Source organism: Nocardiopsis sp. B62 (genome assembly GCF_018070675.1).
In the GTDB taxonomy this organism is placed as follows: domain Bacteria; phylum Actinomycetota; class Actinomycetes; order Streptosporangiales; family Streptosporangiaceae; genus Nocardiopsis; species Nocardiopsis prasina.
The window spans coordinates 111821-124075 of record NZ_JAGPXK010000009.1; the positions used below are offsets into that span (position 1 = coordinate 111821).

11 protein-coding genes are annotated in these 12255 nt (G+C 71.0%); 5 read left to right on the plus strand and 6 right to left on the minus strand.

Annotated features, from left to right (window positions below; genetic code table 11):
* Positions 1 to 10: 10 nt before the first annotated feature.
* Complete coding sequence (locus KBX21_RS12565; RefSeq protein ID WP_049570156.1) at positions 11 to 1411, minus strand: GntP family permease; 1401 nt, start codon at positions 1409 to 1411, stop codon at positions 11 to 13.
* A gap of 1 nt (position 1412) precedes the next feature.
* On the minus strand, positions 1413 to 2804 hold the full coding sequence (locus KBX21_RS12570) for a homoserine dehydrogenase (RefSeq protein WP_210841995.1): 1392 nt from the start codon (positions 2802 to 2804) through the stop codon (positions 1413 to 1415).
* A gap of 162 nt (positions 2805 to 2966) precedes the next feature.
* On the opposite strand from KBX21_RS12570, the gene KBX21_RS12575 reads away from it, so the two are divergent.
* Positions 2967 to 3776, plus strand: coding sequence for a DeoR/GlpR family DNA-binding transcription regulator (locus KBX21_RS12575; protein ID WP_210841996.1), 810 nt, complete (start codon positions 2967 to 2969; stop codon positions 3774 to 3776).
* Between the two features lie 204 nt (positions 3777 to 3980).
* Here the strand turns inward: KBX21_RS12575 and KBX21_RS12580 are convergent, their stop codons facing one another.
* A complete protein-coding gene (locus KBX21_RS12580) occupies positions 3981 to 5213 on the minus strand; it encodes an MFS transporter (protein ID WP_210841997.1) in 1233 nt (410 codons plus the stop codon).
* 291 nt (positions 5214 to 5504) lie between these two features.
* Between KBX21_RS12580 and KBX21_RS12585 the strand changes: the two genes are divergently transcribed.
* From KBX21_RS12585 to KBX21_RS12600, 4 genes are read left to right on the plus strand one after another with little or no spacing between them, the layout of a single operon-like run.
* Positions 5505 to 6236, plus strand: coding sequence for a methyltransferase (locus tag KBX21_RS12585; protein ID WP_210841998.1), 732 nt, complete (start codon positions 5505 to 5507; stop codon positions 6234 to 6236).
* Entirely contained in the window at positions 6233 to 7042 is an 810-nt protein-coding gene (locus tag KBX21_RS12590; protein ID WP_374225721.1) for a Rossmann-like domain-containing protein, read from the plus strand. The genes KBX21_RS12585 and KBX21_RS12590 overlap by 4 nt, the downstream gene beginning before the upstream one ends.
* Positions 7039 to 8100 carry a GHMP kinase gene (locus KBX21_RS12595; RefSeq protein ID WP_210841999.1) on the plus strand — a complete coding sequence of 354 codons (1062 nt, stop codon included), beginning with the start codon at positions 7039 to 7041 and terminating at the stop codon, positions 8098 to 8100. Before KBX21_RS12590 ends, KBX21_RS12595 begins: the two co-directional genes overlap by 4 nt.
* Positions 8058 to 9077, plus strand: coding sequence for a pyridoxal-phosphate dependent enzyme (locus tag KBX21_RS12600; RefSeq protein ID WP_210842000.1), 1020 nt, complete (start codon positions 8058 to 8060; stop codon positions 9075 to 9077). The genes KBX21_RS12595 and KBX21_RS12600 overlap by 43 nt, the downstream gene beginning before the upstream one ends.
* A 212-nt stretch (positions 9078 to 9289) precedes the next feature.
* On the opposite strand, the gene KBX21_RS12605 is transcribed toward KBX21_RS12600, so the two are convergent.
* Genes KBX21_RS12605 through KBX21_RS12615 form a run of 3 tightly spaced genes read right to left on the minus strand, consistent with a single transcriptional unit; the run spans position 9290 to position 12235 of the window.
* On the minus strand, positions 9290 to 10042 hold the full coding sequence (locus KBX21_RS12605) for an HAD-IA family hydrolase (protein ID WP_307869198.1): 753 nt from the start codon (positions 10040 to 10042) through the stop codon (positions 9290 to 9292).
* A complete protein-coding gene (locus tag KBX21_RS12610; protein WP_210842001.1) occupies positions 10039 to 10440 on the minus strand; it encodes a hypothetical protein in 402 nt (133 codons plus the stop codon). The genes KBX21_RS12605 and KBX21_RS12610 overlap by 4 nt, the downstream gene beginning before the upstream one ends.
* Before the next feature lie 46 nt (positions 10441 to 10486).
* A complete protein-coding gene (locus KBX21_RS12615) occupies positions 10487 to 12235 on the minus strand; it encodes a phosphotransferase (RefSeq protein WP_210842002.1) in 1749 nt (582 codons plus the stop codon).
* Positions 12236 to 12255: the final 20 nt, after the last annotated feature.

Genomic DNA, 12255 nt, shown 5'->3' on the forward strand with positions numbered 1-12255 from the left:
ACGCCTTCGGCTAGACGAGACCGGTCGCGATCATGATGTTCAGGACGGCGAACCCGGTGACACCGGAGATGACCGATGCCACGCCGATGGAGCGGATGCCCTGCCCCACGGTCATGTTCGACAGTGTCGTTGTGACCCAGAAGCCGGAGGAGTTCGCGTGCTTCATGATCTGCGCGCCGGTCGCGCAGGCCAGGTACACCACCAGCGGTGAGAGGTCGAGAGCGGGCAGGAGCGGCTGCATGATCGCGGCCGAGGTCATGACGCCCAGGATGTTGGAGCCGGTGATGGTGCACACGGCGGCGGCGATGAGGAACGGGATGATGACCGGGGACAACCCGGTGCTCTCGATGGTTCCCGCGACGTTCTCAGCCACCCCGGTCTCCCGGATGATGGTGGCCAGCGCGCCGCCGACACCGGTCAGCGCGAGGGGCATGGCCGCGATGCGCAGACCGGACTCGAACAGGTCGTTGAGGGTGGCCTTGTCCCGCCAGCGCCCCCGGAAGAGGGGCAGGGCGAGCAGGCACGCGAGGAAGAGCGCCATCGTCGGCTCACCGACGAACAGCACGGTCGCGGTGAACCACGAACCCTCCGGCAGGACCGGGGCGGTCAGGGAGGCGAACACGATGAAGACGATGGGCGCCAGGATCGGCAGCAGGGAGCCGAAGAGACCGACACGGGGCGCTTCGTCGCCGCCGGTGACGGAGTCGGAGGAGGCGTCGGCGGACCCGGTCGACCCGGAGGCCCCCGAGGAACCGCTGCCGGCGTTGGCCAGGTGCTCGACGAACTCGGGCTTGGGCGGCACGTGCGTCTTGGTCCGCGACAGGTAGATCGTGGCGGCCAGGATGCCGGGGACACCCACGGCCAGGCCGTAGATGATGGCCTCACCCATGCTGACGTCCAGGAGCGAGGCGGACGCGAGCGGGCCGGGGCCGGGCGGGATGACCGAGGTCATGACGTAGGCGCCGATGTAGAGGATCGGGCCGAGCTTCATCATCGAGATGCCCGTGCGGTAGGCCAGGGCGGACACGATGGGGATGAGCATGACCACGGCGGTGTCCGCGATGAGCGGGATACCGAGGACGGTGGAGGCCAGGGCGATCGCCCAGGGGACCTTGTTCTCCGAGAACAGGCGCAGCGCCGTCTCGGTGATCTTCATGGCCGCGCCGCTCAGTTCGAGCATCTTGCCCAGGACGCAGCCGAAGATGATCAGGAGGCCGACGTTGGCCAGCGTGCTCCCGAAGCCGTCCTTGACCAGTTCGATGGTCCCGGTGCCGCCCATACCCAGGACGAGTCCCAGCGCCACGACGACGATGAACAGCGTGGCCACGGGGTGGACCTTGAAGCGTGCGATGAACAGCACGAGCACGGCGATGGCGCCCAGGAACGCCAGCAGTGTGAGGACGTCCGACATGTCACTGCTCTCCGGTGTTCAGGGGCGAGCGCGAGCGCGCCAGGTTCCAGGTGTCGAGGAGCGTGTCCTCGGGGTCGGCGAGGTCGCCGAGGCGCGGCAGCTCTCCGGCCGCCACGTCGCGCTTCAGGGTGGTGTGCGCCGCAAGGTAGAGCGGAGCGACGTCGGAGGGGGCGTCGGCGGAGTCCAGCAGGACGGGAGCCACACCGGTCACGTCGTGGTGGTGTCCGCCCATGTCGAGCCGTGTTCCGGCGGCGAGCGCGGTACGGGCCCGTCCGGCCAGCACCGCGTGCGGGGCCGGGGGACGCGAGCCCGCGGCCCGGTGCTGGTCGGCGGCGGCCAGGATGCTCAGCGGGGTCTCGACGCCCATGAGGTGGTACGGCAGGTAGAGGCAGGCGTAGCGTCCCGAACGCGAGACGACGTGGCCCTTCTGCGCCAGGAGTGACCAGGAGACGTCGTCCCCGGTACGCACCACGGCGAAGACGCCGCCCGCGAAGGAGGCCTCCTCCGGCAGGCGCAGGACGCTGAAGACGTCCACGACGCCGGACCGGGTGAGGACTCCGCCGTCCTCGGCGAGCGAGTAGACGTCGGCGAGCTCGGCCGTGCGGGCGACGGGGTAGTGCAGGGTCTCCACGTCGGGCACCAGGCCCGTGAAGTTGGCGACCACGCCCATCTCGCAGTAGTCGGCGGCGGCCGACCGCTTGATGTCGGACACGGCGCGGGCCCGGGCGGCGAGGGTGGCGGGCACGTTCTCGCCGAGGGTGAGCAGGGAGGCCAGCTCGGGTGCGTCGATCTCCTGGTCGAGCTGGCGTACGCGCCCGGTGGCGGGGTCGAAGACGAGGTCGTACTCGCCGGACTTGCCGATGGCGACGACGTCGAGCCCGAGCAGTCGGGTGCGCTCGTACCACTCGATGAGGTTGGCGGGCTGGTCGCCGATGCCGGGCGTGTAGACGACGCCGTGCTCCTCGGCCAGTTCGGCCAGGGCGACGCCGGAGACGGAGTCGACCTCCTTGGAGACCATCACCACGTGGCGTCCGGTCCCGATGGCCAGTCGTGCGGCGTCGGTACCCGCCGCGGGGCTGCCGGTGGCCTCGACGAGGACGTCGTAGGCGGCGTGTTCGAGCAGGGCGGCGTCGTCGATCACGGCGATCTCGTCACCGGTGAGCGCGGCCAGCTCGCCCGGGGTGGAACACGCCCTCAGCGCGTCGACCGGGTACCCGAGCTCGGCGCACAGGGCGACGGTTCCCTCGGTGTCCAGGTCGCACAGGACCGAGGGGCGCAGCCGGTCCATGCGCGGCGTCTGGGCGAGCAGTGTGCGGGCGAACCCGCCCCGTGCCCCGGTGATCGCGTAGCGCACGGTCGGCAGGGGCGTGCCCGTGGTGCTGGTGGCTTGCATGGTTCTCCTTCTCTCACGTCACGGTGGACACGTTGTCCTCACCCGTAACGGCAACACGCCCTGTTTAACAGGAGAGGAACATGCGAGTCAACAATTATCACGCCTCGTATCATCTGGTAACACTCGCTAGCATGGATCTGTGAACGCACTCGAAGGAGGACGATGATCCCGGCGCAACGGCGCGAACTGCTCCTGAGAGAACTGCGCGGCACGGGTGTGCTGAGCGTGAAGGAGCTCTGCGACATCCTCGGTGTCTCGCACATGACGGTCCGCCGCGACATCATGACCTTGGAAGAGGAAGGGCGGGTCCGGTCGGTCCCCGGCGGCGTGGAACTCGCCTCACAGGTCCGCTCCGAGCCCTCCTACCTGGACAAGTCCCGTGTGGACCTGGACGAGAAGCGCGCGATGGCCCAGGCCGCCGCGGCCCTGGTCGAGGACGGCCACACAATCTACCTGGACGCCGGAACGACCCTGGGACACCTCGTGCCGTCCCTCTGGGGAGTGACCGGTCTCACCGTCATCACGAACGACCTCACCACGGCGGCCTCCCTGTCCGACCACCCCGACCTGTCCCTGTACTTCGTCGGGGGGCAGATCGACCGTGAGAACCGCTCCGCGGTGGGCGACATGGCCGCCGAGACCGTCGCGGAGTTCAACATCGACGTGGCCTTCATGTCGACCAGCTCGTGGGACATCGGACGCGGTTCGACCACGCCCTCACGGTCCAAGGTGGCGGTCAAGCGCGCGGCCATGGCGGCCGCGTCCTCGTCGGTGCTGGTCGCCGGGGCCGACAAGTACGGCGCGTTCGGAACCTTCAAGGTGGCAGCGTTGGAGAGCTTCTCCATGGTGATCACCGACGACCGCCTGGCCGAGTCGTCCGCGCGCGCCATACAGGAGGTCGGCGTCAGCCTGGAGATCGTGATCCCCCAGAGCGCCTCCGACGAGGTGGCGCGACTCGACCCCACCGTGTGAGCCGTGTGTCCGGGGGCCGCCCCCGGCCCCACGGAGGGTGCCCCGCGGGTTGAGGGGCGCACGCCGGAGTTCGCGGTCGGGCCGGTGTTGACACCGGCCCGTGCCCGGCTCGATGAGCGCGGCCCCCGCGCGCTCCGAGGGTGCGCGCTCCGAGGGCGCGCCCCCCGGGTCCGGGTGGAACCGCCACGCCGGGCTGGGGCCAGCTCAGGCGCGGGGTGTGCGGAAGTCGCGGGAGCCCGGAGCCAGGGCGGCCAACGCCGGGGCCAGGACGCACAGGGCGGCGCAGGTGAGCAGCACGTTCTGCGCCCCGAAGGCCTGGGCGGCGGGGGCGATCAGGGCCAGGCCGACCGGGGCCAAGCCGTAGGCGAACAGGAAGTCCAGCGACGACACCCGGGCCAGTTTGTCCGGGGCGACCTCGCGCTGGGCGGCGGTGAACCACGGGACGTTGAACAGCTCCACGCCGAGGCCCACCACGGCGTAGGCGGCGAACACCCAGAGCCCGCCGACGGGGAACACCAGGCTCAGCGGGGCGAGGGCGTACAGGCCGAGGCCGAACAGCGCCCACCAGCCCTGGGCGCGCGGCTTCCACCGGGCCACCAGCAGCGCTCCGACCAGTGCCCCGGCCGTGTAGGCAGTCAGCGCGCCGGCCAGGACGGCCTCGGTCCCGTAGTGGTCACGGCTGGCCAGGGGAAGCAGGACGTTGGTCGCCGAGTACCCCAGGGCGATGACCACAGTCAGCGCGCCCAGACCGGCGAGGAACCAGCTGTGGCGGCGAGCCTCGGTGAGCCCCTCGGCGAACTCCACGTGGAAGGGGGCCCGGGCGGGGCGCTCGGCGGGCGCGGCGTCGCCGCCACGGGGCAGCAGGGCGGCGGCCAGCCACAGGGCGGCCGTGACCAGCAGCAGTACCTGGGGGCTGGTGACCGTGGCCAGCAGGGCGGTCAGCCCGGGAGCCAGGAAGGTGACCCCGCGAACGGAGAAGGTCAGGGCCGCGTTGGCCTGCTGGCGGTCCTCGACCGGCACCACCTCGGCGGTCAGGGCCTGGAAGGCGGGGCGGCAGGCCCCCTGGCCGACGCCCACGACCGCGGCGGCCACGGTCATCAGCGCGATCGAACCGCCCAGCCCCGCCGCCAGGACGGGGCTGGCGACGGCTGCGGCGAGCCCGGACCAGAGGACCACCGCCCGGCGGGAGTGGCGGTCGGCGAACAGACCGCCCAGGGGGACCGCGACCAGGAAGCCGGCGGTGCGGGCGGCCAGGACCAGTCCGAGCCCCACCGCGCTGAGCGAACCGTGCAGGACCGCCAGGCCCAGGATGAACGGCATGGCCCAGGTGGCCAGGCCGGACGCGGTGGTCGCGCACCACAGGCGGACGAAGGTCGGCCGGAGCAGTGGTGCGCCGCGGCGCTCCTGGGGGCGGGTCGTGTTCGGCGTCGTGGACACGAGGAGTACTCATCTCGGTTCGGGGTGGGTAGGGTCTCACTCTATTGAAAACGATTATCAGTTGCGTCGCTCTTCGCGAAACTGGAGCGACGCGGCGGGGCGGTTTGCCTGCGGCGCGGTGGATGTCCGCTTCTGCGGGGGTTGGCGCTCGCGGTAACGGGGCAGCGACTCCCTGGAGTGAAGAGCTTCTGGTGACAACGATTATCGTTTTCGCTATGGTCGTCGGAACCGGTACCCCCCAGGACGTACCGACCGGTGCCCCCTGCCCGCAGACAGCCCGAAAGGCCCCGCGTGGACCCCCATCAGATCGCCCAGCTGCCCCCGCCCCTGCCGCCCGAACAGATCATCGGCCTCAACCAGCCCAAGGTCGACCTGCACACCCTGCGCTCCTACACCTGGAACGGGTGGGAGTTCGACGTCCCGCCCGAGGTGTTCCTGCCCGGCGCGACCAGCCGCATGATCCACCAGCGCATCCTCGACGACGACATCGACGTGCGCGGACGCGTCTACGCCGCCATGGGCGCCGGGCTCGGCGTGGAGGCCGCGGTGGCCGGACTGCGCGGCGCCGCCCGGATCCTGGCCGCGGACGTCCACCCGGCCAGCGTGAGGGCCACCGAGCACAACTACCGACGCGTCGTCGGAGCGGGGGAGTCCCACCAAGGGACCGAGTTCGTCCCGCTGGTCTCCGACCTGTTCGCCGAGTTCCCCTCCGAACCCCGGTTGGACGTCGTCACCTTCAACCCGCCAGCGGTCAGCCAGCCCGTCAGTGACGATCCCGACGTCGTCCGCAACGTCTGCGCCGGGCGCCCCGTCACCGACGCCTTCTTCACCCAGCTCGCCGAACGCGACCTGCTGGCCCCCGGCGGCCAGGTCTACTTCGTCGCCTCCAACACCGCGGACCTGCGCGGGATCATCGGCCACGCCGCCGACAGCGGGTTCACCGCACACGTCCACCACCTGCACGACTGGAACGACGGAGTCCTGACCTACCTGTTCCGCCTCACCCGGGAGAACGCCAAGTGAGCCACCCCCAGCGCACCCTCGACCTCCGGGCCCTGCACCAGTCGGTGCTCGACACACCCGACCTCCCCGTCGCCACCAGCGTGTTCTGGGTCCATCACGGAACCCGCCTGGCCGGAGGCGACGTCACCTACCTCAACCAGTACGTCCTGGTGCGGATCGGCCGGGCCTTCGGCGCGTGCTCCTTCGAACCGGGCCAGCTGGACCCCGGGATCTGCGCGGACCTGTCCGGCAGACCCCTGGCCGACCTCCTGAGAGCCCCGGCCCCGGTACGGCTGGCCGCGCTGGACGCCTACCTGGGCCATGCCCGACCCCACTCCGAGGACCCCCGCGCCGAACGGGTCGCCCTCCCGTACGGCACCCCGGAGGAGCGCGCCGTCGCCCGTGACCGCGCCATCGCCGGACTCCTGCCCGAACCCGACGGCAGGCGGATCGCCCTGATCGGGGTGGTCAACCCCCTCGTGGCCGCGATCCGGGAGCGGGGCGGCCGGTGCCTGCCCTGCGACCTCAACCTGCGCCGCACCCAGTGGGGCGACCCCGTCAACCCGGACATGGAGGAGGTCCTGGCCGAGGCCGACGCGGTCGTGGCCACCGGCATGACCCTGGGCAACGGCACCTTCGACCGCATCCTGGAGCGCTGCCGCGAACGGGACCTGCCGCTGGTCCTGTACGCCCAGAGCGGGAGCGCGGTCGCACGGGCCTTCCTCGGCTCCGGCGTCACCGCGGTCTCGGCCGAACCCTTCCCGTTCTCACAGTTCAGCGCCGAACCGACCCACCTCTACCGCTACCGAGAAGGAACCCGAGAGTGACCGTAGGAACTGGACAGGCGACCTGCCACCACGGCGAGATCCTCCAGGGCGTGTTCCTGGACGAGCGCGGACGCCCCACCCGTGGTCTGGTCACCCTGCCGATGGCCGAGCCCCGCACCCGGGCGGTGTTCACCCCGTTCTCCGCGAGGGCGCCCCGCCACGTCGTCGTGGACCCTCCCGACCGGGCCAAGGCGGCCCGCGCGGCCGAACTCGCCGTGCGGGAGTGCGCGCGTGTGGCCGGGGTCCCGTGGGTGGGCGGCTTCCTCAGCGTCCGGGGCGGGGCCCGGCCGGGCCTCGGCATGGGGTCGTCCACCAGTGACGTGACGGCGGCGGTGCGCGCGGTCGCGGCGGGGCTCGGCGTGGAGCTGCCGCCGGAGTCCGTGGCCAGGGTGGCGGTCGCGGCGGAGGGCGCCAGCGACCCGGTCATGTTCGGCGACCGCCCCCTGCTGTTCGCCCAGCGTGAGGGTCGGGTCCTGGAGGAGCTGGGCCCCGCGCTGCCGGAGATGGCGGTCGTGGGCTGCCTGACCGGAAGTGGCCAACCCGTCGACACCCTCTCCCTGAAGGGGAACGCACGACGGGGGGACATCGCCGTCTACGAGAGGTTGCGTGCCGCGCTGCGTACCGCGATCACCGAGGCAGACGTGGCCGGGGTCGGGCACGTCAGCACCGAGAGCGCCATCCTCAACCAGCGTGTGCTGCCCAAGGACGAGCTGGGCACGCTGCGGGAGGCCGCCCGCGAGTGCGGTGCGGTGGGCATCCAGGTGGCGCACAGCGGCAACGTGGCCGGTGTGCTCTTCGACGCGGCCGCTCCCGGTCTCGTGGAACGCCTCGAGGCGGCCGTCGACCGTCTCGAGGCCGCTGGGCTCACCCCCCACCGCGTGTTCTCCACGGCCACGGGGTCCGGCGCCCTGCCCGCCGTGGCGGACCCCTCCGCGCGGCCGGTCCTCACCGGGGTCACCTCGACCCCGACCCCCTCCACACCGGCCCCTCCACCCTCGATCACCTCGGAGCCACCTTGGACGACCACGTTTCCGAAGCCATCGCCAGACCCGACCTGATCGACCTCGGCGGGGGCCTGCTGTGCCTGCGCTTCGAGTCAATGAAGGTGGCCTCCGCGCTCGCGGCCGTGCGCCACCTGCTGGACACCGGGGTGGTCCGCCCCGGTGACACCCTGATGGACAGCTCCAGCGGCATCTACGCCTACGGCCTGGCCCTGGCCGCGCACCGGTTCGGCCTGCGCTGCCACATCATCGGCTCCACCACCGTCGACCAGCCCCTGCGTCTCCAGCTCGCGGTCCTGGGCGCCACCCTGGAGCAGATGCCGCCCTCGGACGACCTCCGGCTGGACCAGGACCGCCGGGTCCGACGGGTCAGACAGGTGCTCCGCGAGAATCCCAACTACCACTGGATGCGCCAGTACCACGACGTCGTCCACGGCCTCGGCTACCGCGCGGTGGCCGACCAGATCCGCAAGGAGGCCGGAGACGGTCCGCTCACCCTGGTGGGCGGGGTCGGATCCGGGGCCTCCACCGGGGCGCTCGCCCGCTACCTGAGGGGGGGCGCCCCCGACACCCCGCTCGTGGGGGTGCAGCCGTTCGGCAGCGTCACCTTCGGCAGTGACCACGTCACCGACCCGCAGATCATCATCGCGGGGATCGGCAGCTCGATCCCGTTCGGCAACGTCGACCACACCCTCTACGACACCGTGCACTGGACCGGCTTCGACGCCGCCCTGGCCGGGAGTACGGACCTCCTGCGCCGCCACGCGGTCTTCGCCGGGCTCTCCACGGGCGCCGCCTACCTGGTGGCGCGCTGGGAGGCGGCGGCAGCCCCGGACCGGCGGGTGGTGTTCGTGGCCCCCGACACCGGGCACCGGTACGTGGACACCGTCTTCGCCCGTCACGAGGAGGCCGCCGACGTCGCCGACCTCTCCCCCCGGGAGATCGGTGACCTCAAGGAGCTGTCGCCGCCCTGGTGCCGGATGGACTGGGGGCGTCAGCCCGCACCGGATCAGGCCGTCCACCGCGACGACTGAGCCAGAGGCCACGCAAGGCAGGGGCCGCCGCTCACAGAAAGGGCAGGGCCCCTGCCTTCCGGGCTCCGCTGGTTTGACGGGTGGATCCGTCAACGACTCCGATGACTGGTCGGAGGGGCCCGCCACGTGTGACACATGGAGAACACCTCGTCACGGGTCATCGACCGTGAGGCAGTCGCCACCAGCGGTGCGCGCTACCTGTCAGAGCCCGCTCAGGCCTCTCCCGGACCGGAACGGGGACGTCGGTGCTGATGGTCGGTGTCGCCTTGGCGGACGAGGTCGAGGACCGGGCGCAGACTGGCCGGACGGGCATGCACGGGGAGGTGGTCGACCAGGTGAACGGGGCAGCCGAGGGCCAGAGCACCGGTGTCGGCGTGGCGGTCGTCGCCGACCATCAGCACCACCTCGGGCGCCAGGCCCAGTGTGTCGCAGGCGATACGAAACAGCCCGGGGTCGGGCTTGCGCAGGCCGTGCTCGTAGCTGAGGACGAACTCCTTCACCGGCTCCGCGATGCCGTGGGCCTTCAGCACCGGGCGCAGGTCCCATCCGATGTTGCTGACCACCGCCACCGGGATGCCGCGTCCATGTAGCTCGTCCAGGACCTCGGAGGTGTCCGGGTAGGGGCGCCAGGCGTCCGCTGTCATGTGGCGGGTGTACAGGGCGTCGTACACGGCCCGGCCCCACGGCAGGTCCGCTTCACGGGCCAGAGCGGTGTACGTGGCGCGGTGGGCTGACGCGGACAGGTCGCGTTCGTCCCACAAGCGGCTCAGGCGGGACGGCAGAGCCGTTGGGTCGGACCCCCCGGGCTGCGCCCCGCAACGATCCAGCCGGGCCGCGTACTCCTCGATCTCCGCGTCGGTGGCGGCGATTCCGACATCAGTCAGGACCGCGCGCAACCAGTTGGTGACGGGCTCGATCCGCATGAGTGTGCCGGAGAAGTCGAACATGCACCCTTCGACGGTCACCGGAGCACCTCCCCTTCGGGAGGTTCGGGGGCGATGGTGTCCTCGTCCACCTCCACCTTGTCACCGGGGACCTTGGGCAGGTGGTGGACGATGAGTCGAACCGGGTGGGGAACCGGCAACGCGCCGTGAACATCGTTCGGCTCCAGGACGAGTACGTCGCCGGAGGCCAACCGGACCACAGTGCCGTTGACCCAGTAGTCAGCGCTGTCCAGGAAGTAGAACACCTCGTGGAGGTGCTGGTGGTAGTGCCTGCGTTCGGTGAAGTCGGCGGGGTGCACAACGTGGAGGATCGCCGCGCGGTCCACTGACGGACCAAGGGGAAGGTCGAGTAGGGGCAGCACGGTCCGGCCATCGGGGCGTCGGTCCGGATCCAGTTCGGAACTGCGAATGACCTGCATTTTGCGGGGGTACCTCTCTGCCGGGTCTGTCGGTTGGGGACGGTGGTCAGCCGGAGCGGTCCACGAGCGCTGCTCGTCGGGGCTCTGCCCGGATCCTGGCCTGGATGGGTCGAGGGCGGGCGGCCATCAGGTCACGGTGGAGGGCGTTGAACAGCTCCACCCCGCGCGCGTAGCAAGCGAGCGCGACGGACTCGCGCTGGTCATGGGCGATGTGGAAGGGCATCACACTGCACATGTGGGCGGCCTCGGCCAGACGGACCTTCAGCATCCAGTGCGGGTCGTCCTGGTGCCAGCCGGTCGCGGTGAGCCATGCGTGAACGCGGTCGCGGACCCGGTGGTAGAACGCCACGAGACGGGGGGAGGTGAACGCGTAGTCGATGCCGTCCTCGCCTGCAGAGGCCTCCACGTGGCCCCCGTGGATCAGGTCGTACAGGGAGTTGACGGAGTGCCAGACCTTTCCCAGGTCATAGGCCGGATCGTAGCCCGCGTTGCCCCTGGGGTCGATGAGGACGAACCGATGGCCCTGTCGGTCGATGAGGACGTTGTCGAAATGCGGGTCGCCGTGCGTACGAACCAGCCGGTTCGGGGTGAGCATGCGCAGCGCCTGCCCGTCGTGGGCGATCTCGGTGACAAGGGCACCCGGGTTGCGCAGGCGGACACCGTTGATCAGGAGGCTGTCGGATTTCCACAACGTGCGCCGATCCGGCAGCGCGGCGGCGGTCTCGGCCAGTCTGGTCTCGACGCGGTTCAGGTGGGTGCGGCGCACGTAGTCGGTGGGGGTCGGCCTGGAACCGGCGGGGTAGACGTCGCGGCGCAGGGCGGCGAGGACTCGGTGCGTCCACAGGGCCGCCTCATCGGCGTCGATCTCCTCGCTGAGGATGAGTCTTCGCAGGGTGGGTAAGCGGTGGAACCTCAGGTCCATGGAGGCGCGGCCGGGCTCGACCCTGGACGCGACGACGTCGGCGAAGTGTCGGCCGGCGTCGGGATCCAGACCGCGCAGCCACTGGATCTCGTCATTGAGTTTGCCGAGGCCGACGCCGGTGGCCTCTTTGCGGACCGTTTGGTTGCCGTGGTCGTCGGGCAGACGGATGTAGGTGCGGGCGTGGGAACCGCCGGCCAGCCACTCCCCGATCACCGCCTCGTCGCCGTGGACGTCGCGGGCCAGCTCCGCGCACAGGACTCGGGTACTTCGGGCCAGAGTGTCGAGCGCGTCGTGCCAGGGAGGAGGGGACGCGGCATCGCGGTGATGGCCGGAACGGGATTCGAGTATGTCGGCGAGGAGCCCGCGGTCCGCCGCACCGCCGACCAACAGGGCACCGAGGTAGGTCATGGGTCTTCGGGTGTTCTCCGTGGGCAACCGCCCATCCGACCGGATCAGGCTCTCCAGTCGCAGGTGCCGACCCTCGCGACGGGTCGCGGCCGTGGCGGTGGCTGGGTGGCCGGGGTCATCGGGGCGCCCGGTCACCAGTGCTGTCGTGCTGGCCAGATCGGCGAAGGCTTCGACGGTACCGGGCCGGATGTCGCAGGCGCAGTCGAGCACCAGTATGCTTCCCGCTCCTCGGCGCAGGATGGCCGCGAGCAGCCAGTCGCGCTGCCGTTCGAGTGCGGGGACCGTCCATTCCACGACACCGGCCCACCGGGTCGGCGCCTCGTTGTCTGTCGCGGCGGTCTCGGAGGCCAGGACGCTGACGCGGCTGAGAGTGCCGTTCAGGACCGCGCCGCGGACGCGGTCGACCACCCCGACGGGTGCCTTGGAGTGTCGTCGGCACGTGGTGCTGCACACGATGGCTTCCACGAGAGATCTCCTTCTGCGAG